The sequence below is a fragment of the Pigmentiphaga daeguensis genome (genome assembly GCF_039523035.1).
Classification (GTDB): Bacteria; Pseudomonadota; Gammaproteobacteria; order Burkholderiales; family Burkholderiaceae_B; genus Pigmentiphaga; species Pigmentiphaga daeguensis.
On the sequence record NZ_BAAAEN010000012.1, the window covers coordinates 111224 to 132004 of the forward strand.

The 20781-nt window shown below is 69.0% G+C and carries 20 protein-coding genes; 5 read left to right on the forward strand and 15 right to left on the reverse strand.

Annotated elements, in window-relative coordinates:
- Positions 1-29: 29 nt before the first annotated feature.
- Positions 30-482 carry a cupin domain-containing protein gene (locus ABD104_RS16290; RefSeq protein WP_087840690.1) on the reverse strand — a complete coding sequence of 151 codons (453 nt, stop codon included), beginning with the start codon at positions 480-482 and terminating at the stop codon, positions 30-32.
- On the reverse strand, positions 479-2182 hold the full coding sequence (locus ABD104_RS16295) for an alkaline phosphatase family protein (RefSeq protein ID WP_343927838.1): 1704 nt from the start codon (positions 2180-2182) through the stop codon (positions 479-481). Before ABD104_RS16295 ends, ABD104_RS16290 begins: the two co-directional genes overlap by 4 nt.
- Before the next feature lie 119 nt (positions 2183-2301).
- Here ABD104_RS16295 and ABD104_RS16300 point away from each other — a divergent pair, with 119 nt between their 5' ends.
- Entirely contained in the window at positions 2302-3237 is a 936-nt protein-coding gene (locus ABD104_RS16300) for a LysR family transcriptional regulator (protein WP_087840688.1), read from the forward strand.
- Here ABD104_RS16300 and mltA read toward each other — a convergent pair.
- Positions 3234-4622: a murein transglycosylase A gene (gene mltA, locus ABD104_RS16305; RefSeq protein ID WP_343927839.1), complete on the reverse strand. Its 1389-nt coding sequence runs from the start codon at positions 4620-4622 to the stop codon at positions 3234-3236. The two genes, ABD104_RS16300 and mltA, sit on opposite strands and share 4 nt — an antisense overlap.
- A gap of 214 nt (positions 4623-4836) precedes the next feature.
- Positions 4837-5211 carry a Co2+/Mg2+ efflux protein ApaG gene (gene apaG, locus ABD104_RS16310; RefSeq protein WP_087840687.1) on the reverse strand — a complete coding sequence of 125 codons (375 nt, stop codon included), beginning with the start codon at positions 5209-5211 and terminating at the stop codon, positions 4837-4839.
- Between the two features lie 120 nt (positions 5212-5331).
- On the opposite strand from apaG, the gene rpe reads away from it, so the two are divergent.
- The 3 genes from rpe to ABD104_RS16325 all read left to right on the forward strand — a co-directional run bounded on the left by rpe (position 5332) and on the right by ABD104_RS16325 (position 8570).
- Positions 5332-6048, forward strand: coding sequence for a ribulose-phosphate 3-epimerase (gene rpe, locus ABD104_RS16315; RefSeq protein ID WP_087840686.1), 717 nt, complete (start codon positions 5332-5334; stop codon positions 6046-6048).
- A gap of 27 nt (positions 6049-6075) precedes the next feature.
- The gene (locus ABD104_RS16320) at positions 6076-6786 is read left to right on the forward strand and encodes a phosphoglycolate phosphatase (RefSeq protein ID WP_087840685.1); all 711 of its coding nucleotides are present in this window, start codon (positions 6076-6078) and stop codon (positions 6784-6786) included.
- A 263-nt stretch (positions 6787-7049) separates the two neighbouring features.
- A complete protein-coding gene (locus ABD104_RS16325) occupies positions 7050-8570 on the forward strand; it encodes an anthranilate synthase component I family protein (RefSeq protein ID WP_338616304.1) in 1521 nt (506 codons plus the stop codon).
- Between the two features lie 14 nt (positions 8571-8584).
- On the opposite strand, the gene ABD104_RS16330 is transcribed toward ABD104_RS16325, so the two are convergent.
- From ABD104_RS16330 to ABD104_RS16350, 5 genes are read right to left on the reverse strand one after another with little or no spacing between them, the layout of a single operon-like run.
- Positions 8585-9319 (reverse strand): ABC transporter substrate-binding protein, encoded by a 735-nt coding sequence (locus tag ABD104_RS16330; RefSeq protein WP_338616303.1) that lies wholly within the window; start codon positions 9317-9319, stop codon positions 8585-8587.
- A 2-nt stretch (positions 9320-9321) separates the two neighbouring features.
- Positions 9322-10101 carry an MBL fold metallo-hydrolase gene (locus tag ABD104_RS16335; protein ID WP_343927840.1) on the reverse strand — a complete coding sequence of 260 codons (780 nt, stop codon included), beginning with the start codon at positions 10099-10101 and terminating at the stop codon, positions 9322-9324.
- A gap of 2 nt (positions 10102-10103) precedes the next feature.
- Positions 10104-11072: a Bug family tripartite tricarboxylate transporter substrate binding protein gene (locus tag ABD104_RS16340; protein ID WP_343927841.1), complete on the reverse strand. Its 969-nt coding sequence runs from the start codon at positions 11070-11072 to the stop codon at positions 10104-10106.
- 27 nt (positions 11073-11099) lie between these two features.
- Positions 11100-12146, reverse strand: a complete 1047-nt coding sequence (locus tag ABD104_RS16345; RefSeq protein WP_338616299.1) for an Ldh family oxidoreductase — start codon at positions 12144-12146, stop codon at positions 11100-11102.
- A gap of 32 nt (positions 12147-12178) precedes the next feature.
- Complete coding sequence (locus ABD104_RS16350; protein WP_425543337.1) at positions 12179-13174, reverse strand: Bug family tripartite tricarboxylate transporter substrate binding protein; 996 nt, start codon at positions 13172-13174, stop codon at positions 12179-12181.
- A gap of 110 nt (positions 13175-13284) precedes the next feature.
- On the opposite strand from ABD104_RS16350, the gene ABD104_RS16355 reads away from it, so the two are divergent.
- Positions 13285-14178, forward strand: a complete 894-nt coding sequence (locus ABD104_RS16355; protein ID WP_338616297.1) for a LysR family transcriptional regulator — start codon at positions 13285-13287, stop codon at positions 14176-14178.
- A gap of 10 nt (positions 14179-14188) precedes the next feature.
- On the opposite strand, the gene ABD104_RS16360 is transcribed toward ABD104_RS16355, so the two are convergent.
- From ABD104_RS16360 to ABD104_RS16385, 6 genes are read right to left on the reverse strand one after another with little or no spacing between them, the layout of a single operon-like run.
- Positions 14189-14320 carry a DUF2474 domain-containing protein gene (locus ABD104_RS16360; protein ID WP_343927842.1) on the reverse strand — a complete coding sequence of 44 codons (132 nt, stop codon included), beginning with the start codon at positions 14318-14320 and terminating at the stop codon, positions 14189-14191.
- Positions 14320-15327, reverse strand: coding sequence for a cytochrome d ubiquinol oxidase subunit II (cydB, locus tag ABD104_RS16365; RefSeq protein ID WP_338616295.1), 1008 nt, complete (start codon positions 15325-15327; stop codon positions 14320-14322). The genes ABD104_RS16360 and cydB overlap by 1 nt, the downstream gene beginning before the upstream one ends.
- On the reverse strand, positions 15317-16753 hold the full coding sequence (locus tag ABD104_RS16370) for a cytochrome ubiquinol oxidase subunit I (protein WP_338616293.1): 1437 nt from the start codon (positions 16751-16753) through the stop codon (positions 15317-15319). Before ABD104_RS16370 ends, cydB begins: the two co-directional genes overlap by 11 nt.
- Positions 16754-16757: 4 nt before the next feature.
- A complete protein-coding gene (locus ABD104_RS16375) occupies positions 16758-18197 on the reverse strand; it encodes a c-type cytochrome (protein ID WP_343927843.1) in 1440 nt (479 codons plus the stop codon).
- Positions 18198-18222: 25 nt separating this feature from the next.
- Positions 18223-19875, reverse strand: coding sequence for a GMC family oxidoreductase (locus ABD104_RS16380; protein WP_338616290.1), 1653 nt, complete (start codon positions 19873-19875; stop codon positions 18223-18225).
- On the reverse strand, positions 19872-20576 hold the full coding sequence (locus tag ABD104_RS16385; protein ID WP_338616288.1) for a sugar dehydrogenase complex small subunit: 705 nt from the start codon (positions 20574-20576) through the stop codon (positions 19872-19874). The genes ABD104_RS16380 and ABD104_RS16385 overlap by 4 nt, the downstream gene beginning before the upstream one ends.
- Positions 20577-20781: the final 205 nt, after the last annotated feature.

Sequence of the window (20781 nt, forward strand, 5' to 3'; positions counted from 1 at the left end):
CACTCCGTGGAAGAGGCAACCGGGCGGTCTCAGGCGGCGGCCGAGACCGGGGGCAGGAAGACGACGCCGTACTCGCGCGCCGTCTGCACGACCTCGGCGGGGTTCGACATATTGTGGATGCGCTGGTAGAGCTCGACCAGCCTGCCCGACGGGGCGGCCCAGAACAGCGCCGTCGCGGGAGCGCCGGAGTTGTTGTAGAAGGCATGCGGGATGCCGCGCGGCATGCGCACCAGGTCGCCCGCGCCGGCGCTCTGCTGCCGGCCGTCCAGGATGAGATCGATGCGGCCCGACAGCACGAAGATGTACTCGTCCTGGTGGGGATGCACGTGCGGCGGCACGAAGGTCTCGATCGGGAAGGTGGCGTGCCACGAGAAGCTGTCCTCGGACATCTGCTTGGGCACGTACACCTGGCCAAGGATGTTCCACGACACGCCGTCGATGCCGGTATGGGCGCGGGTGATGTCGGGCGTTTCGTTCCTCATTGCGGGACTCCTTGCTTGCCCGTCAGGCGATCGAGGGTCGATTTGACGAGCGGGTTGGTGGACGAGAACCGGGGCTTGAAGGATTGCCGGGCGCGGGCCAGGTCGTCCTCGTCCCAGTAGCCGATCAGGATGCCGCCCTCGGAGATGCGCGGCTGGACTTCCACCGATTCGATCGCGGCGTCCGGCACGGTCACGCGCTGGCGGGGCCGCAGCGCCCAGCGGAACAGGGCCTCGTGCAGGCGCCGCCGCGCCTGCTCGTGCTCGGGCGCCTGGGAGGCGCCCAGGTCCACGAACTCGTCGGGGTCGGACGCGAGATCGAACAGCATGGGCCGGTAGCCCTCGAACAGCACGTATTTCCAGCGCCCGTCGAAGATCATGCGCATCCAGGCGTCGCGCGGAGCGGTGCCCAGTTCGATGCGGGCGTCCTGGAATGCGTAGTCGTACTCGCACACCACTTCCCGCCGCCAGTCGGCCGGGCGCCGGCCGAACAGCAGCGGGCGCAGCGAGCGGCCGTCCATGACGTGCGGCACCGGCGCGCCGCCGCAGACATCGAGGAAAGTGGGCGCGATATCCACCGCCTCGATCAGGTCGGTGCAGCGCGAGCCGCGGGTGGCGTCGGCGCGCGCGTCGGGATCGTAGACGATGAGCGGAACCCGGATGACGGGCTCGTGGAAGAGATCCTTTTCCCCCATCCAGTGGTCGCCCAGGTAGTCGCCGTGGTCGGAGGTGAACACGATCATGGTCGTATCCATCAGGCCGGCTGCTTCCATGAACGAGAACAGCACCCCCATCTGGTCGTCGATCTGCTTGATCAATCCCATGTAGGCGGGAATCACCGCCTCGCGCACGCCGTCCTGCGAGAAGGTCCGCGACACCCGGTGCCTCATCATGGCGGCATATACCGGATGCGGATCCTGGCGCTCGGCCTCGCTGCGCACCACCGGCGCCACATCCTCCGGACCGTACATCGAAGCGTAGGGCTTGGGCACGATGTAGGGCCAGTGCGGCTTGATGTACGACAGGTGCAGGCACCAGGGCTGGTCGCCGGCCTCCCGCATGAAGTCCATGGCCCGCCGGGTCATGTAGGGGGTTTCGGAGTGCTGCTCGGGCACGCGCGCGGGCAGCCGCGAGTACTTCAGGAACCAGCCCGAGCGCGCCTGTCCGTCGCTGTCGGTGCCGGTGTTGGCCCAGGCCTCCCAGGGGTTGTCGCCGTCGCAGCCGTTGCGCCGCAGGTAGTCGTTGTAGGCGGGGTCGGGGTCGTGGCCCGAGTAGGGGTGGATGCCGTCATCGCGTTCGTAGGGGTCGAAGCCGCATTCGCCGATCCGCACGCCTACCGTCGAATCGGGGTCTATGCCCAGGCGGGACATGCCGGCAAGGTCGGCCCGCATGTGCGTCTTCCCGACCAGCACCGAGCGCACGCCCAGCGGCCGCAGGTGATCGCCTATGGTCATCTCGCCGGCCTTGAGCGGCACGAAGTTCCAGCTGGCGCCGTGGGCCTGGACATAGCGTCCGGTGTAGTAGCTCATGCGCGACGGGCCGCAGACCGGCGACTGCACGTAGGCCCGCTCGAACAGCACGCCGCGCGCGGCGAGGCGGTCCAGGTAGGGGGTCATCAGGCGTGGGTGCCCATAGCACGACAGGTAGTCGGCCCTGAGCTGGTCGCACATGATGAAGAGAATGTTCTTCACGCGCTTGGACAATTGCGCCTCCGGGAGTAAGGTTTGGCCGTGCTCGTTACGGGCAATCCTAGGCCGCGCCGCGCGGACATGCTCTTCGCTTTTTTTGATATCGATTACTTGGGGTTATCACCCTCCGGACGATGCGCCTTCAACAATTGCAGCTCCTGCTCGTGCTGGCCCAGACCGGCAGCCTGCGCGCCTCGGCCGAGATGTTGCACGTCTCGCAGCCGGCCCTGACCAAATCGCTGCGCCAGCTGGAAGACGAATTCGGGACCACGCTGGTGCTGCGCACCGCCAAGGGGGTAAGGCTGGCGCCGGCGGGCGAGATGCTGGCGGCCCGGGCGGCCACCGTGATGCGCGAACTGGGGCGGGCGCGCGAGGAGATCGCCTGGCACACCGAACATGCCCAGGCCAGCGTCACCGTGGGCCTGTCGCCGGGCGGCGCCATCCTGCTCGGGCCCGGCGCCCTGGCGCGCTTCCGGGCGCGCTGGCCGCAGGTGCGCATACGGCTGGTCGATACGCTGTATCCGCGCATGTTCGCGCAACTGCGGGCCGGGGAACTGGATCTGGCGATCGGGCCGCTGCCGGTCGAAGGCGCACGGCGCGACCTGGCCATCCAGCCCATCTTCACGAGCCGGAACCTGATCGCCGCCCGCTGCGGGCATCCGCTGGCGGACCGTACCCGGCTGGCCGACCTGGCCCAGGCCGCCTGGGTGCTGACGGGACCGGCGGGCGGGCCGGGCGACCCCCGGCGGATGGATTTCGAGTCGCGCGGGCTGCCGGCGCCCGACGTGCGCCTGGAGTGCGAGTCGTTCTCGACGCTGTTGGCGATTCTGCCGGACCTGGACATCCTGGGCGTGGTGCCCGAGGGATTCTTCCAGCGGCATGGGCCGGCGATGAATCTCGTGGCCCTGCCGATCGCGGACGACTTGCCCGCGACCACGATCCACCTGGTGGCACGGGCCGACGCGCCGCTGACCGTCCCGGCCCAGCGGCTGTACGAAGCGTTCGAGCAAGAGGCGCGCGGCCTGCGCGCCGACGTGCAGCCGGCGCGCGCCCGGCGGCGCAGGGCCTAGCGCGCCGGCGCCGGCACCCCTTCGTTCTTCGGCCACAGCACCCACAACCGGGTCGGCTGCTTCATGCGGCCGGCCATTTCCCCGGCCTCGTCGCCGAACCCCCAGAACAGGTCCACCCGGGCCGGGCCCTTGATGGCCGTGCCGGTGTCCTGGGCCAGGGCCACGACGTTCATGGGCTGGCGCGAGGCCGGCTGGGTGGTCGACAGGAACACTGGGCTGCCCAGCGGCACGATGGACGGGTCCACGGCCAGCGAGCGATGCGGCGTCAGGGGCAGCCCCATGGCGCCGCGCGGTCCCTCGGACGGGTCGGCCACGGCTTCCTCGCGGAAGAACACCACGGCCGGGTTGGCGTTGAGCATTTCCTTGACGCGCGCCGGATTGCGCTGGGCCCAGGCTCGTATGCCCTGCATCGATGCCTGCGCCGGCGTCAGTTCCCCTTTGTCGATCAGCCACTTGCCGATCGACACGTAGGGATGGCCGTTGTGGTCGGCATAGGCCACGCGGATGGTGCTGCCCTGGCCGGGGCCGTTGTCGAGCATCGCGCGGCCAGTGCCCTGCACCTGCAGGAAGAAGGCATCGACCGGATCGTTGACCCAGACGATGGCCGGCGGCTGGCGCTCGGGCCGCTCGATTTCCCCGCGCGTGTCGTAGGGAACGACGCGCTTGCCGTCGAGCTTGCCCCGCACGCGCTTGCCCACGAGTTCCGGGTACAGGCCGCCCAGGTCTATGGTCAGCAGGTCGGCCGGGACCGCGTAGAGCGGCCACTGGTAGGCGCCGCCGCGTTCGCGCGAGGCATGCACCAGCGGCTCGTAGTAGCTCGTGGCCAGGCCGGAGGCGACTTCGCCGCCCGGGCCGCGTACCGACCACGGCTGCAGCCACTGTTCCATGAAGGCACGCACCTGGTCCGCCGAGGGCGTGGCCGGCAGCTCGCGCGCGGCCGCGCAGACCTGCTGCCACGCATAGGGGTCGGCCATGGGAGGCGCGGTGTTGGAGACCGGCCGGCCCGTGCGCAGGATGATGGACCGGCAATTGGCCAGGAACGGACGCCAGATCGCCTCGACCGTATCGGTACGCCAGCCCGGCAACTGCTGCCAGGTCCCGCGCACGAAGTGCTTGCTGCTTTGCAGGGCGGGCTTGCTGGCCGGCCGGGGAACGGGCGGGGGCAGCGGCCGCGCGCTGTCGGGCACCGGCGGAGGCGCTACCGTGGCTGGCGGGGCGGTCACGGCGGGCTGGGACGGCGCCGTGCCTGTGTCCTGCGGGGCCTGGCCCGTGCCGGTCGGCTGCGCGCATCCGGCCACGGCCGCGGCCAGGGCGAGCGCGGACAGGGGGAAGCGGTTAAATTGGCGGCAATGCCAGTTCCTGGCAATGAACTCGCGAAGGGACATTATGTGGTTGCTCCTGCTGGAAGCGTTCCTGGCGCTTTCCATACTCATATTCATCGTGGTGTGGACCATGCGAGGCAGGGTCAATCCCCCCCCTACGCGCTCCGCGCGCCCCCCAGGGGGCGATGCGAACGGACCGGCAAAGCCGGATCCGCCGCATCCTGTGTCCCCACCGTTGCGTTCTGGGACAGATGCCGGCGAGGAGTAGGGGCGCTCATCAGTGCAACGTCCGGGGCATGGCCAGGACGAATTCGGGGATGTCGACCTCGAAGGGCATGCCGTTCTCGCCGACGCAGTGGTAGGTGCCGCGCATGGTGCCCACCGGCGTCGAAAGCGGGCAGCCGCTGGTGTATTCGAAGCTTTCGCCGGGCTGCAGCAGGGGTTGCTGGCCCACGACCCCCAGGCCCCGGACTTCCTGCTCCTGCTGGTTGCCGTCGGTGATGATCCAGTGGCGGCTGATCAGCTGGGCGGGTTCGGATCCGGTGTTGGTGATGCGGATGGTGTACGCAAAGACGTATTGCAGCTTGCCGGGGTCGGATTGATCGGCCAGGTAGCGGGGCTGTACGGTAACCGTCAGTTCATGAGATTTCATGCGTGCGCCATAGGGGTCTGACAAGCTTCTACAATGGGAGGCATCCGGCCGGGCCGGCATCCGCGGGCATGGCGTCCGCCGGGATGCCGGGCGGGCCTGCTCCTGCAAACGGAATATCTTATGCCAGCCTTCACCATTTCCGGGCCCGCTTCCACGCGTATCGCCCCCAGCATTCTATCCGCCGATTTCGCCCGCTTGGGGGAAGAGGTGCGCAATGTCGTGGCCGCCGGTGCGGATTGGATACATTTCGACGTGATGGACAACCATTACGTGCCCAACCTGACCATCGGCCCCATGGTCTGTGAGGCCATCCGCCCCCACGTGCAGGTGCCCATCGACGTGCACCTGATGGTGGAGCCGGTGGATGCGCTGATCCCGATGTTCGCCAAGGCCGGCGCCGACGTCATCACCTTCCACCCCGAGGCCTCGCGCCACGTCGACCGTACCCTGGCGCTGATCCGCGACCACGGCTGCCAGGCCGGGCTGGTGTTCAACCCCGCCACGCCCCTGGACTGGATGGATTACGTGATGGACAAGCTGGACATCGTGCTGCTGATGTCGGTCAACCCCGGCTTCGGGGGCCAGAGCTTCCTGCCTTCCACGCTGGACAAGCTGCGCCAGGCGCGCACGCGGCTGGATCGCTGGCAGGCGGAAACCGGCCGCGTCATCGCGCTGGAGGTCGACGGCGGGGTCAAGGCCGACAACATCGCCGCCATCCGCGCGGCGGGCGCCGATACCTTCGTCGCCGGGTCGGCCATCTTCGGCAAGCCCGACTACGCGGCGGTCATCAAGGAAATGCGTGCGCAGATCGCCAAGGGCGATGCGTCCTACGCCTGAGCCGGACCCGGCAAGCAAGGAGCCAGCATGAGTTTTCGCGCCGTACTGATCGATCTCGACGGGACCCTGGTGGATTCCGTGCCCGACCTGGCGCGCGCGGCGAACGTCATGCGGGTCGAATTCGGACTGGTGCCCCTGCGCGAGGACGTGATCGCCACCTTCGTCGGCAAGGGCATGGAGAACCTGGTGCACCGCGCGCTGTCGGGCAGCCTGGACGGCCGCGCCGGGCAGGAGCGTTTTCCGGAGGCACTGGATGTCTTCCGCCATGCCTACCAGGAGGTCAACGGCGAGACCGCCCGCATCTTCGACGGCGTGCTCGAGGGCCTGCAGGCCATGAAGGCACAGGGCCTGCGCATCGCGGTCGTGACCAACAAGCCGGCCGAGTTCACCGGCCCGCTCCTGGAGCGGATCGGGCTGCGCGCCTATTTCGACGCCGTGGTCAGCGGCGACAGCGTGGCCCGCAAGAAACCGGATCCCGACCCCGTGCTGCATGCGTGTGAACTGCTGGGCGTCACGCCGGCCGAGGCCGTGGTGGTGGGCGACTCCATGAACGATGCGTCGGCGGCCAAGGCGGCCGGTTGCCGCGTGCTGCTCGTCCCCTACGGTTACAACGAGGGGCGGGATGTGCATGCCATCGAGTCCGATGGTATAGTTTCCACGCTCGTCGACGCGGCACAATGGATTTCCCAGTCGCAGGTCCTGTCCCGCACCACGGTGGTTCCGCCGGCGTCGTTCTAGTTTCTTCCCAGGGTCTTTTCCCGCACATATGGTTGCCATGACTCGGTCGTCCGCTCAAACCTGCGCCTGGTGGCGCTGGTGGCGTTCGTCTGCCGGGTGGTGGTGATTCTCTCCGGCCGTAAGCCAGCGCGCTAAGCGGCCCCTAGCAAATCCCGATACGAATCTCCCCGCCCGAGTCCTGCCGGACCGTCGGGGCATGTCTGCTCGTGCGTTCCGGACAGGGGCCGGCGGAACTCCAACATTCCACGCGATACGAGGCAAGCATGACCGAAGTCGAATTCCAGGCCCTGGCTTCCCAGGGATACAACCGCATCCCGCTGGTGTCCGAAACCTATGCCGACCTGGATACCCCGCTCGGGCTCTATCTGAAACTGGCCCAGAGCGGGCCCCGGCGCGGCGCCATGAGCTGCCTGCTGGAGTCCGTGGTGGGCGGCGAGCGTTTCGGGCGCTACTCCTTCATCGGCCTGCCCGCGCGCACCTTCATCCGGGCGCGCGGCCGCAACGTCGAGGTGGTGACCGACGACCAGGTGGTCGAGCGCCACGAGGGCGATCCGCTCGCTTTCATCGCCGAATACCAGAAACGCTTCAAGGTGGCGCTGCGTCCCGGGATGCCCCGTTTCGTGGGCGGCCTGGCCGGCTACTTCGGCCATGACATGGTCCGCCACATCGAACCCCGGCTGGGCCCCTGCACCAAGCCCGACCCCGCCGGCATGGGCGATCCGGTGCCCGACCTGCTGCTGCTGTTGATCGACGAACTGGCCATCATCGACAACCTGAGCGGGCGGCTTTACCTGATGGTCTACGCCGACCCCGGCCAGCGCGAAGCCTATGCCCGCGCCCGCACCCGCCTGCTGGACCTGCGTGCCCAGCTGCGCCGCCCGGCCGAGATCCCGTACAGCCAGGCCAGCATGGTCACCGAGACCCGCCGCGACTTCCAGAAGCCGGACTACCTGGCGGCCGTGCGCAAGGCCAAGGAATACATCGCCGCCGGCGACCTGATGCAGGTCCAGGTGGGCCAGGTCATTGCCAAGCCCTTCCGCGATTCGCCGCTGTCGCTGTACCGGGCGCTGCGCTCGCTCAATCCCTCGCCCTACATGTACTTCTGGAATTTCGGCGACTTCCACGTCGTGGGTTCCTCGCCCGAGATCCTGGTGCGGCAGGAGGCGGTGCAGGAACAGGGCGAGACCCGCAGCCGCGTCACGATCCGGCCCCTGGCCGGCACCCGTCCGCGTGGCGGCACGCCCGAGGAAGACCTGGCGCTGGCCGAGGAACTGCGCGCCGATCCCAAGGAGATTGCCGAGCATGTCATGCTGATCGACCTGGCCCGTAACGACGTCGGCCGCATCGCCGAGATCGGCTCGGTGCAGGTGACCGACCAATTGGCGATCGAACGCTATTCGCATGTCATGCACCTGGTGTCCAACGTCACCGGGCTGCTGCGCCGGGACATGAGTTCCATGGACGTGCTGCGCGCGACCTTTCCGGCAGGCACGCTGTCCGGCGCGCCCAAGGTGCGGGCGCTGGAACTGATCGACGAACTGGAGCCGGTGCGGCGCTGCGTGTACGGCGGGGCGGCGGGCTACCTGAGCTACGGCGGCGAGATGGACCTGGCCATCGCCATCCGCACCGGCGTGATCAAGAACGGCATGCTGTACGCGCAGGCGGCCGCCGGCGTGGTGGCCGACTCCGAGCCCGAGAAGGAATGGGCGGAAACGGAGGCCAAGGCGCGGGCGGTGCTACGGGCGGCGGAGCAGGTGCAGCTGGGATTGGACGATCCGGTCTGAAGGGCGCCTGCCTCTCAATCCGCCGGCGCCACCGATACGCCCTCGATCCGGTGGCGCTCCAGGGCCTCGGCCACGAAGCCGGACGCCTTGGCCTCTTCCACATAGGTCCGCAGCACCCGGATGGCCTCGTCGCCGCGGCCCTTGGGCAGGCCCATGGCCTGACGTATTTCCATGAAGCGCCCGGGCAGGAGGCGCAGCCCGCCGCGGGCCGCCATGTCGGCCTCCAGTTGCTGGCGTACGCCGGCGGCGACGTCGGCGCCTTCCTTCACGAAGACCTCGACCACCGATGGCGACGTGGGCGCGCGCAGCAGCGTGGCGTGCTGGAGCGCGCGGGTCAGGAACAGGTCGTAGGCGCTGCCGCGGCCGACCACGACGGTGGTGCCCTCGGCGTCGACTTCGTCGTTGCTGCGCAGCGGCGAGTCATGAGGCACCAGGTAGCATCCCTCGATGATCACGTAGGGAGCGGTAAAGCCTATGCCTTGCCCACGCTCGGGATCGATGGCGAAGAAGCCGACGTCGGCCTCTTCGTCGGTGACCGCGCGCACGGATTCGCCGGCGCTCTTGAACACCTTCAGTTCGATGGGCAGGTCCAGCCGGCGCGCCAGTTCCCGCGCCAGGTCGACCGATACGCCGCGCGGGGTGTCGCTGCCCGCGTCCAGGGAGGCGAGGATGGGATTGCCGATGTTGATGGAGGCGCGCAGCACGCCGGTGGGGGCGAAGGCGGTGCGTACGTCGGGAGTGATGGGCATGGTCAAGCGTTCGCGAGTTGAGAGAAATCGAGGCGGGGCGGGCAGCACAGATCGATCTTCGTCTGCTGCAGCGTCTCGCTGAACCAGGCGCCGATTTCGGCGGCGCGTTCGCCCACGTAGACGGGGCGGCCGTCGGCGTCCAGGCGCATGCTGAGGTCGTGGCCCGGAACCAGCAATGTGCCGGGCCGCCGCTTCCAGAGCTGCCAGATCGTTTCCAGGCTGCGGGCGCTGGCCTGCGCGTCGTCGGTGTCCGCCACGCTCATGCTGAGCAGTTCGGCGCGGTTCTTGGCCGCGTCGCCGGTGAACAGCACCGGTTCCTGCGCATCGGTCAGATAGAACAGGAGATGGCCGGGCGTATGGCCCGGGGCCGCGATGGCCTGCAGCCCGGGCAGGAAGGTTTCGCCGTCGCGCACCCGCCGCACGCGCGGCGAGGCGCATAGTTCGCGTACGTAGAGTTCGGGGATGGGGTTGAAACCGGGCGGCTGGGCGGCGGCCCAGCTCAGTTCCTCGTCGCCGATCCAGACGGTGGCCTGCGGAAACAGCGTGAAGTTGACCGCATGGTCGTAGTGGGCATGGGTCAGCACCACGTCGGTGATGTCGGCCGGCTGCACGCCGCGGCCGGTGAGCGCCTTCAGGATGGGCTTGCGGGCGCCGAAGGCGCCGACGTCGACGAGGATGTTGCGGCCGTCGGCGCGAACCAGCGTCACCGTGCTCCAGCCCAGCCCGCCGTGATGGGTGGCGCGTCCAGGGTAGCCCTGGACCAGGACATCGACCGTTGTCATGTTCATTGCATCCTGATGTTCGCGTCCCGGATCAGACGCCGGTACATGCCGAGTTCGGTGGCGATCAACTGGCCGAAATCCGTCGGGGAGCCGGCGACGATCTCGTAGCCGCCCTCGTCGGCCAGCCGCTTGACCACATCGGGTTCACGCATGGCTGCGGCCACCGCATCGTTCAGTGTCCTGACGATGGCCGCATCGGTGCCGGCAGGAGCAAGAATGCCCTGGAACTGCGTGATGTGGAAGCCCTTGTAGCCGAGTTCTTCCATGGTGGGAACATCGGGCAGCGCGGGCGAGCGGGTCGGGCCGGACACCGCGAACGCGCGCAGCTTGCCGCCGTGGATATGCGGCACGGCGGTCACGATGGTGTCGAAGGTAAAGGACAACTGTCCGCCCAGGATATCGGCTAGCGCCTGAGCGTTGCCCTTGTAGGGGACGTGGGTGAGTTCGGTCTTGCTCATCAGCGCCAGGAGCTCTCCGGCCAGGTGGCCGCCGGCGCCGATGCCGGCGGAACCATAGCTGAGCTTGCCCGGCTGCGCGCGCGCCGTCCGGACCAGGTCGTCCAGGCTGCGCAGGGGCGAGGCCGCGGGCACGACCAGCGCGTATTGATAGCTGGTCAACTGGCTGACGGGCACGAGGTCCTTCACCGGGTCGTACGGCACCTTGTCGTACAAGGACGGGTTGACGACCAGCGGCCCGCTGGCATCGGCCAGCAGGGTGTAGCCGTCCGGCTTCGCCTTGGCGACGAAGTCCGTGCCTATCATGCCGTTGGCGCCCGGCTTGTTCTCGACGACGAAGCTCGCGCCCAGGCGGTCCGAGAGTTTCTGGGCGACCACCCGCGTGGTGATGTCGGCGGCGCCGCCGGCGACGTAGGGCACGATGACCCGCACGGGCCTGGATGGGTACTTGTCCGCGGCGTGCGCGTGCCCGGGCAGTGCCAGGGCCAGCATCGCCAGCGTTGCCAGTGTCTTCATGTCTTTCTCCTTGGTCTGGCCGTGGCGCTAGCGGGGCCCGGCGTAGGCGGCCAGCAGGGCGGCGGTGTCGGCATCGAGCTCGATGCCCTCCGCGCGGCTGCGCGCCAGCCGGCCCAGCTCGATTTCCCCGGGGACGATGACGGGCTGGCCGGGGTCGACCGGCGTGCTGCCATGCAGGATGGCGGCGAAGTCGTTCATCCGATCGGCCAGCCAGGCGGTGGAGCCGAGCCGCCGCGTGTCGATCAGGATGAAGAAGTGCCCCAGGTTCTGCGGTTGGTCCGGCGCCTCGACCCAGGACTTCACGTGGGTCAGGTAGGCGGCGTTGGAAAGCAGGCCGGCGAACAGGTCCACCATCAAGGCCAGGCCATAGCCCTTGTGCCCGCCTATGGGGAGCAGGAAACCGTCCAGGGCGGCGGCCGGGTCGGTGGTGGGACGGCCGGCCTGGTCGGTGGCCCAGGTGTCGGGAATGGACTGGCCCTGCTTGAGGGCGCGGCGGATCTTGGCGCGCGCCACGACGCTCATCGCCATGTCGAGCAGGAAGGGATCGCCGCCCGGGTTGGGCACTCCGAATCCGATCGGGCTGTTGCCCAGCCGGGCGTCGCTTCCGCCCCAGGGGGCGATGGTGGTGGTGGCATTGCTGCCGATGATGCTGGCGAACCCATCCTGGGCGGCGATCAGCGAATAGGGCGAGACCGGACCGAAATGGTTGCTGCCGCGTGCGAACGCGACACCCACGCCGCATTCCGTCGCGGCTTCCATGGCCGCGCGCAGGGCATGCATGCCGACCAGCGGGCCGACACCGTTGCCGCCGTCCACCAGCCGTAGCGCGGGGGCCACCGTGTGCACCGTCACCTGGGCGCGCGCGGCGATACCGCCGACCTTCAGCCGCTCGCCATACGATTCGAGGCGGCTCAGGCCGTGGGTCGACAAGCCGAACATGTCGGCCAGCACCAGCACGCGGGTGACGTCCCGGGCGTCCTGCTCGGGCAGGCCCAGCGCGCGGAACGCCAGGATGCCCAGGCGGGTCAGCTCTGCTTCGGAATATTTCGTAGGCGGGACGACGTTGGATGACATGAAGCGTTCCTGCGTAGGGGAAGAGTGGGAAATCAATCTGCCGAGATGCCGGCGGCGCGAACCACCGCACCCCAGCGCGCCTGTTCGCTGCGGATGAAGGCCGCGAATTCGGCGGGCCCCTGGCCCAGCGATTCGCTGGAGTCGTGCTGCAGGCGCTGCTGGACCGAAGGCGAATGCAGCGCCTTCAGCGCTTCCTCGTGCAGGCGGTGGACAACGGGCCGGGGCGTGCCGGCCGGCGCCAGCAGGCCGAACCACTGGGAGCTCTCGAAGTCCGGGTAGCCGAGTTCGGCCACGGTGGGAACGTCGGGCAGCACCGCCAGGCGCTTCGAGGCGCCTACGGCAAGGATGCGAATCCGGCCGGCCTGGAACGGCGGCAAGAGGCCCGGCGTGCCGGCGGCCGCGGCGTCGATGTGGCCGGCGATCAGGTCGGCGACCTGGGCGCCGGTGCCCTTGTAGGGAATGTGCGTGATGGCCGTCTTCGTCGTGGACTTGAGCATCTCGAAGGCAAGGTGTCCCGCGCTGCCGTTGCCGGCCGAGCCGTAGTTGAACTTGCCGGGCTGGGCGCGGGCCAGGCGGATGAAGGCGGGAAGGTCCGCCGCCTCCACCCGTTCGGACACCGCGAACACCATGGGCAAGCGCGCCAGCAGGGTAATGGGGGCGAAGTCCTTGTCGACCTGGTAGGGCAGGTCTTTCATCATGGCCGGGTTGACCGCCAGCGTGCCCACGTGGCCAAGCACGATGGTGTAGCCGTCGGGCCGGGCGCGGGCCACTTCGTTGGTGGCGATCGTGCCCTGGCCGCCGCCCTTGTTTTCCACCACCACCGCCTTGCCCAGGCCTTTCGCCATTTCCGTGGCGATGGCGCGGGCGATCACGTCCGAACTGCCGCCGGGACCGTAGGGCACCAGCAGGCGTACGGGCTTGGCGGGCGTCCAGGTGTCGGCCTGCGCCGGACCGGGCGAGGCGGCGGCCAGCAGCGCGCTGCCGGCAAGCAGCCGCAAGACGAGAAGGCGGGAAATCGAGCGTGGCAAGTCTGTCTCCGTATCTGGCTTCGCCCTGGAAGCAAGGCTGTGGACGCATCTTGGGCGACGACCAAACAGGAGTAAAGTGCAAAAATTGGATGGATTCTTGACGAAAACGCATGAAATTCGACCTGGCCGATCTGCGCGCCTTTCTTGCCGTGGCGGACCTGGGAAGCTTCCGGGCCGCTTCCGAGTCCCTGTACGTGTCGCAGTCCGCGCTGTCCCGGCGGGTGGACAAGCTGGAGGATGCCCTGGGCGTCAAGCTGTTCGAACGGACCACGCGCAAGGTCCAGCTGACGACCATAGGGCGCGGTTTCGTGCCGCGCGCCAGGAACGTCCTCAACGAGCTCGAGCATGCGCTGATAGGGATCCAGGATGTGGCCGAGAAACTGTCGGGCGAGGTGACCATCGCCTGCGTGCCGTCGGCGGTGGCCTACTTCCTGCCCGAGGTCATCCGCCAGTACCACCAGAAATATCCGCGCATCCGCATCCGCATCATCGACGAGTCATCGTCCGAGGTCCTGACCGCGGTGGCGCGCGGCGACGCCGACTTCGGGCTGACCTACATCGGCACGCAGGATGCCGAGATCGCGTACCAGCCCTTGCTGAACGAGCCCTTCGTGGTCGCGCTGCGGCGCGACCATCCCCTGGCCGCGCGGCGCACGCTGACCTGGGCGCAACTGGCCGATCACCATTTCATCCGGCTTGCCCAGGGCAGCGGCAACCGCTTCCTGATGGACCAGGCCCTTGCCCATAGCGAGCATCAACCGCGATGGTTCTGCGAGGTCCAGCACGTGCCCGCGCTGGTCAGCCTGGTGGAAGCGGGAGTGGGCATAGGCGTCGTGCCGCAACTGGCCATGCCCAAGGGCCGGCATGCGGCACTGGTCAGCAAGCCCTTGCGCGAGCCGGCCATCAGCCGGGACATCGGCCTGATCCACCGGCGCGGTAGGCAGCTCAGTCCGGTCGCCCAACTGCTTTACGACATGTTGATGAATACCCGGCGCACGGTTTGAGGCGCCGGTGTCATGCCAGGCCGACGCCGCGCATGATCAGTTTCAGCACGGCCGCGACGATGCCCAGCGCGGCCACGCCGCCCGCCCACAGCGCGAGCAGCCAGGCGAGGCGGCGCGGCCAGGCGCGGTGCGCGCCGGCCATCAGTGGTAGCCCTCGCCATGGCGCACCTTGCCGCGGAAGACCCAGTATCCCAGGGCGGTGTACATCAGCACGAACGGGATCACCAGCAGCGCGCCCACCAGCGTGAAGCCCATGCTTTGCGGCGGCGCGGCCGCGTCCCAGATCGAGATGCCGGGGGGAATGACGTAGGGCCACAGACTGATGCCCAGTCCGCTGTATCCCAGGAAGACCAGGGCCAGGGTCAGCAGGAAAGGCGAGGCGTGGCCGTCCCGGCGCAGGGCGCGCAACAGCCCCCAGGTCACCAGCAGCACCAGCACCGGCACCGGCGCGAACCAGACGATGTTGGGGAAGCTGAACCAGCGCTCGGCGATGGGCGGATGCGTGAGTGGCGTCCAGATGCTGATGACGCCGATCACCGCCAGCGTGATCCAGGCCAGCCGCGCGCCGATGCGCCGCATGCGGGCCTGCAGTTCGCCTTCGGTCTTCAGGACCAGCCAGGTTGCCCCGAGCAGCGCATAGGCGCACAGCAGTCCCAGCCCGGTGAACAATGGAAACGGCGAGATCCAGTCGAAGGCGCCGCCCGCGTAGTTGCCGTCGCGCACGGGCAGGCCGTTCAGGAAGGCGCCCAGCGTGACGCCCTGGCAGAACGTGGCCAGCAGCGAACCGCCCGCGAATGCGCGGTCCCACAGCCGCCGCTCATGGTCGCGGGCCTTGAAGCGGAACTCGAAGGCCACGCCGCGGAAGATCAGGCCCACCAGCATCAGGATGAGCGGCAGCGCCAGCGCGCTCAGGATGACCGAATAGGCCAGGGGAAAAGCGGCCAGCAGGCCGGCGCCGCCCAGCACCAGCCAGGTTTCGTTGCCGTCCCAGACCGGCGCCACGGTGTTCATCATCACGTCGCGCTCGTCCTTGTCCGGGAAAAACGGGAACAGGAGGCCGATGCCCAGATCGAAGCCATCCATGATGACGTACATCATGATGCCGAACAGGATGATCACGGCCCAGATCAGCGGCAGGTCAATGCCCATGGTGCGACTCCTCCGGCGCCTCGCCGTCGCCGTCTTCCTGCGCGGCCGACAGCGGCCGCATGGGTTGGCGCCGTTCGCCCGGCCCGCCGCCGGCGTCGCGCCGGTGTTCGGCGGGAGCAGGCCCCTTGGCCAGCAACCTCAGTCCGTAGGCGGTGCCCGCGCCGAACACCGCGAAGTACACGACCACGAACAGCAGCAGGGTGAAGGCCACCTGCCCGGTCGTGTGCTGCGGCGTGGCCGCGTCTGCCGTGCGCAGCAGGCCGTACACCGTCCAGGGCTGGCGACCGATCTCGGTGGTGTACCAGCCGGCAAGGATGGCGGCCAGGCCCGCCGGCGACATCGCCAGCGCGAAGCGCAGGAAGGGCCGCGACGCGTACAGCCGGGACGAGCGCCGCAGCCACAGCCCGCACAGCGCCAGCGCGATCATCAACAGGCCCAGGCCGACCATGATGCGGAAGGTCCAGAACACGATGGTCGAGTTCGGGCGGTCCTCGGGCGGGAATTCCTTCAGGGCCGGGATTTCGCCATCCCAGCTGTGGGTCAGGATCAGGCTGCCCAGGCGGGGCACGTCGACCTTGTAGCGCGTGGTCTCCGCCTTCATGTCCGGCCAGCCGAACAACGTCAGCGGCACCCCTTCGCCCGCCGGCGGGCGTTCCCAATGCCCCTCGATGGCAGCCAGCTTGGCGGGTTGGTACCGCAGCGTGTTCAGTCCGTGCTGGTCGCCCAGGATGGCCTGGATGGGCGCCGCGGCCAGCAGCATCCACATGGCCATCGACAGCATGGTGCGCACCGGCGGGCTGCCGTGCCCGCGCAGCAGGTGCCATGCGGCGGTACCGCCAACCATCAGGGCCGTCGCGAGGTAGGCCGCGGTCACCATGTGGGCCAGCCGGTAGGGAAAGGACGGGTTGAAGATGACGGCCAGCCAGTCCACCGGCACGACCCGTCCGTCGATGATCTCGTGTCCCTGCGGGGTGTGCATCCAGCTGTTCGAGGCCAGGATCCAGGTGGCCGAGATCAGCGTGCCGATCGCCACCGCCAGGGTCGAGACGAAGTGCAGGCCGGGTCCCACCCGCTTCAGGCCGAACAGCATGACGCCCAGGAAGCCCGCCTCGAGGAAGAAGGCGGTCAGGACTTCGTAGGTCAGCAGGGGGCCGGTGATGCTGCCCGCGAAGCGCGAGAAGTTGCTCCAGTTGGTGCCGAACTGGTAGGCCATCACGATGCCCGACACCACGCCCATCGCGAAGGCGACCGCGAACACCTTCAGCCAGAAGTGGTACAGGTCGATGTAGGCCTGGCGCCGGGTACGCAGCCATAGTGCTTCCAGCACGACCAGGTAGCTCGCCAGCCCGATGGTCAGGGCGGGAAAGATGATGTGGAAGGAGATCGTGAACCCGAACTGGATACGGGCGAGCAGCAGGGCGTCCATGGCATCAGGGTATGGTGGAGCGGCGTCGGCGGCGCCTCGTCAGCAGAAGGGCGGCCAGTACCACGACCAGGATCGCCACGCCTATCAGCGTCCAGACGATGAAGGGCTGGACCTTGGCGAGCAGGGGACGGGGACCGCCCTGGCGGGCGATCGCCACGTCGCGGCCGGACACGCGGGACGCGCCGTTGCCGTACTGGGCCAGCACGTAGTTCGAGATGGCGGCGATCTGCTCGTCGGACAGCGCGCTGACGTAGGACTGGCCGTCGAAGCGCGGCATCAGGGCATGTTCGCCTCCGGCGTCGCGCTCGACGCCATAGAGCATGACGGCGACGAGATTGGCGGGGTTCGGCCCGCCGGTGGCCGTGTTGTGGAACAGCGAAGGATAGCGCTGGTTGGCGCTGCCGGAGCCGTCGGCCTGGTGGCAACTGGCGCAGTGGGCGCTGTAGAGCGCCGCGCCGGTCTTCAGGCTGTCGCGCTCGTTGGGGCCATGCGTGCCGCGCAGCTCGGCCTCGCTGCTGAAGGCGCGCCCCTGGGCGTAGGCCGGCCGTGCCGGCGCGCCTTCGTCGGCGACGGGCCGGACCGTACGCAGGTAGGCCACCATGGCCTGGAGATCTTCCGGCCGCAGGTGCTGGAAACTGTTCTCGACCGCCTCGGCCATGGGGCCGGCGGCCTGGCCCTTGCCTGCGGCGTGGCCGGTACGCAGGTACCGGACCAGGTCCTCGTCGCTCCAGCCGCCTATGCCTGAAGCATGGGGCGTGATGTTGGGTGCGTACCAGGCTCCCAGTCCGCTCCCGGCCAGGAAGCGGCTTTCGCGTTCGGCCATCAGCGCGTTGCGCGGCGTATGGCAGGTGCTGCAATGGGCCAGCGCGTTGGCGAGATAGGCCCCGCGGTTGACCTCCTCGCTGGCGCCGGCGTCTGGCTGGAAGCGCTCGTCCTTCAGGAACAGCAGGTTCCAGGCGGCCATGGACAGGCGCAGGTTGAAGGGGAAAGGCAGCCGGGTCCGGGCGACCTCCGTGTCCACCGGTTCGACCCCTTGCATGAAATAGAGATAAAGCGCGTGCACGTCTTCGTCGCTGATCGCGGTATAGGCGGTGTAGGGCATGGCCGGGTAGAGATGGGCGCCGTCCGCCCGTATTCCCTGGCGCAGCGCGCGGGCGAACTGCGCCTCGGTGTAGTTGCCTATGCCGGCCGTCTTCGATGGCGTGATGTTGGTCGCATAAATGGTGCCCAGCGGGGACTCCACGCTGTAGCCGCCCGCATACGGCTTGCCGCCCTTGGCCGTGTGGCAGGCCGTGCAGTCGGCGGCGACGGCCAGATAGCGGCCGCGTTCGATCAGGGCAGCATCCGCCGGCGCGCCGGGCGCCGGTGCCGGCTGCGCGGCCACCGCCGCCGGCATGCCGAGGACCAGCGCCGCGATGGCCGTGGCGCGGCGGGCGGAACGCAACGGCCATGTCGTATGCGTGCGCATCCTAGCCTCGCCCCAGTTCCCGTTCGATGGAGGCCGCCGCCTTCAGGCCCAGGGCCACCATGGTCAGGGTGCTGTTGACCACGCTGGCCGACGGCATGGCGCCGCCGCCCGGCAGCCACAGGTTCGGATGGTCGTGGGCCCGGCAGTCGCCATCCACCACCGAGTCCCTGGGGTTCGCGCCCATGATGGTGCCGCCCATGATGTGGTTGTTGGCGTTCAGGTCCGGCGTGATGTGGAACTCCACCGCGTCGAACAGGCTGCCTATGTGTTCGAGCTGGCGGCGCGAAGCTTCGGCGCCCTTGCGCACGTAGTCGCCCACGTCGTAGTGGATGTCGGGACAGGCCAGGCCCAGCGGATCGCGCCGGGTGATGCTCAGCGTAAGCCTGTTGCTGGGATCCGGCAGCGGCTCCAGGCTGATCGACAGGTCCACGCCATAGGCGGTGCGGCGGCGGATCTCGTCGTCCAGCGCCTTGCCGACCAGGCCGAGCTTGAGGGCCTGCGTGGTGGCGGGGCCGACACGCGTGATGTTGTTCAGGATGATCTTGTTGGCCGAGTATTCCGAGCGGAAGGCCCCGTCGCGCGGACCGACTAGGCAACTGCTCTGCGCCGGCCCGCGCCCGGTCCAGATCGGTTCACGCGCGAGGAAGGTGCAGTGGAAGCCCGAGTGATCCATCATGTTGCGTCCGACCTGGTCGGACGAGTTCGCGATGCCGCGTGGGTTGCGTTCATTGGCGGCGAGCAGCAGCAGGCGAGGAGTCTCGATCCCGTTGCAGGCCAGCACGAACATCCTGCCCATGGCCTGGTGCGACTGCCGTTGCGCGTCATACCAGTGCACCGCCGTGATGCGGTTGTTCTCGTCGGTGTCCAGCCGATAGGCCACCGCCTGCTCCAGCACCTTGGCGCCCTTGCCCTCGGCGCTGGTCACGTGGTGGATGCCGTTGTACATGGCCGAGATGGGGCAGATGGGCTGGCAGTTGTTGTTGCCGCAGCAGGCGGGACGGCCATGCCAGGGCTGCGTGTTGCGCGCCTGGGGAATGGGCACGGAACGGTAGCCGTGGGCGTTGACCACTTCCGCGAAGCGCCGGTCGCCATAACCCCAGGGGATCATGTCCATCGGATAGGGCCGGCTGCGCTCGGACGGTGATTGCAGCGCGGGATCGTTGGGACCGGCCACGCCCATGCGGTCCTCGGCTTCGCAATAGAAGGGCTCCAGCTCGTCATACGAGATCGGCCAGTCGCGTCCGACCCCATAGGCGCTCCGCATGCGCAGGTCCACGGGCAGATGGCGCCAGCACGATGCGGCCCAGTGCCAGGTCGTGCCCCCCACCACGCGCAGGTAGCCCTGCTGGAAGCCGCCGCCGCTGGGGCCGGTGGTCAGCACGTAGTCGTTCTTGGGGAAGTACAGCGGCGCGGGGGCCAGCGGGGATTGGGGAAACAGTCCCTGGAAGTCGGACCCCACGCGATTGAAGAAGGGCATGTTGCGCCAGTTCTCGACCGCCTGGCCGCGATCGATCCGCGGGCCGGCCTCCAGGACCAGCACGGCATGGCCCTGGCCGGCAAGCTGGTCGGCGATCATGGCGCCGACCACGCCCGAGCCCACCACGACGATATCGGCGGAGGCATTTCCCTGGGCGTCGAAGGAGGGCGTCTTCATCGGCCTTCCCCGGACGGGGCGCCCTGGGGCGTGGAACGAGGCGGCGCCGGGGGCCGCGTGGTCGGAACGGGAAAGCCGGTCGTGGGCGCTTCGGGGCCGGGACGCTCCACCGGGGGCGAGACGCCTATCGGAGGCGGGTCGGCCACCCACCAGGCGGGACCGTAATTGCAGTAGGTCGGCACGGTCTGGGCGTCCTGGACGGGGCGGTACATCAGGGCGTCGCGATAGGCCACGACGGTGGCCCTGCTGTCCGCGCCCACCGAGCCCGTGTACCAGGCCGCGACCACGGCCAGCGCGGTCTCGCGCAGGCCGGCCTCGGTGGCGCGCTGCAGCAGCGATTCGGGTTCGGCCGCATCGCCAGCCAGGCCGGCCAGCTTCGCGGCCTGTCCCGGGAAGTCCGCGGAGGCCTGGCGCATGGCGTCGTAGATGCGTCCGGCCGTTACGGGATTCAGGTCGCCGTGTCCGGTCATGGCTTGCGAGAAGCGCAGGAAGGACTCCTGTTCGGGGGACAAGGCGGCGGGGCGGGATGCCGCGCTACCCGAGGCGGGGGCGGCGCCCGAGGCCAGGCGCAGCAGCCAGGGACCGCCCAGCAGGGCCGCCAGCGACACCGCCAACATCTGCCGGCGAGCCGTGTCGCAGCCCCGCACGCCCGGCTGCGGCGTGAAATCGGACCGGGGCCTGCCCGGCTTGGCGTCGCTCATGCCATCTCCTTCGGACTGGATGAGCGGCACCGCCGCGCCACGTCGGGACGTTCCGCGGGTTCGCTCGTAGCGGACGGCAAGCAAGCGGCATGCCGCGGCGCCGCACCGGCCCCGACCCGCGCGGCGGCCCCCGGAAAGAGCCGGGGTGCGGACCCGGCGCCGGGCCGCGCCGCGGGCCGGCCCATGCAATATTTGCCGCCGGCCC

Coding starts and splice junctions, on each gene's coding strand:
- ABD104_RS16385 (WP_338616288.1), bottom strand. CDS start 20,576: ATGAGCGACGCCAAGCCGGGCAGGCCCCGGTCCGATTTCACGCCGCAG.
- ABD104_RS16330 (WP_338616303.1), bottom strand. CDS start 9,319: ATGCCCATCACTCCCGACGTACGCACCGCCTTCGCCCCCACCGGCGTG.
- ABD104_RS16325 (WP_338616304.1), top strand. CDS start 7,050: ATGACCGAAGTCGAATTCCAGGCCCTGGCTTCCCAGGGATACAACCGC.
- ABD104_RS16345 (WP_338616299.1), bottom strand. CDS start 12,146: ATGTCATCCAACGTCGTCCCGCCTACGAAATATTCCGAAGCAGAGCTG.
- apaG (WP_087840687.1), bottom strand. CDS start 5,211: ATGAAATCTCATGAACTGACGGTTACCGTACAGCCCCGCTACCTGGCC.
- rpe (WP_087840686.1), top strand. CDS start 5,332: ATGCCAGCCTTCACCATTTCCGGGCCCGCTTCCACGCGTATCGCCCCC.
- ABD104_RS16360 (WP_343927842.1), bottom strand. CDS start 14,320: ATGGCCGGCGCGCACCGCGCCTGGCCGCGCCGCCTCGCCTGGCTGCTC.
- ABD104_RS16380 (WP_338616290.1), bottom strand. CDS start 19,875: ATGAAGACGCCCTCCTTCGACGCCCAGGGAAATGCCTCCGCCGATATC.
- cydB (WP_338616295.1), bottom strand. CDS start 15,327: ATGGGCATTGACCTGCCGCTGATCTGGGCCGTGATCATCCTGTTCGGC.
- ABD104_RS16290 (WP_087840690.1), bottom strand. CDS start 482: ATGAGGAACGAAACGCCCGACATCACCCGCGCCCATACCGGCATCGAC.
- ABD104_RS16300 (WP_087840688.1), top strand. CDS start 2,302: ATGCGCCTTCAACAATTGCAGCTCCTGCTCGTGCTGGCCCAGACCGGC.
- mltA (WP_343927839.1), bottom strand. CDS start 4,622: ATGTCCCTTCGCGAGTTCATTGCCAGGAACTGGCATTGCCGCCAATTT.
- ABD104_RS16320 (WP_087840685.1), top strand. CDS start 6,076: ATGAGTTTTCGCGCCGTACTGATCGATCTCGACGGGACCCTGGTGGAT.
- ABD104_RS16335 (WP_343927840.1), bottom strand. CDS start 10,101: ATGACAACGGTCGATGTCCTGGTCCAGGGCTACCCTGGACGCGCCACC.
- ABD104_RS16340 (WP_343927841.1), bottom strand. CDS start 11,072: ATGAAGACACTGGCAACGCTGGCGATGCTGGCCCTGGCACTGCCCGGG.
- ABD104_RS16355 (WP_338616297.1), top strand. CDS start 13,285: ATGAAATTCGACCTGGCCGATCTGCGCGCCTTTCTTGCCGTGGCGGAC.
- ABD104_RS16370 (WP_338616293.1), bottom strand. CDS start 16,753: ATGGACGCCCTGCTGCTCGCCCGTATCCAGTTCGGGTTCACGATCTCC.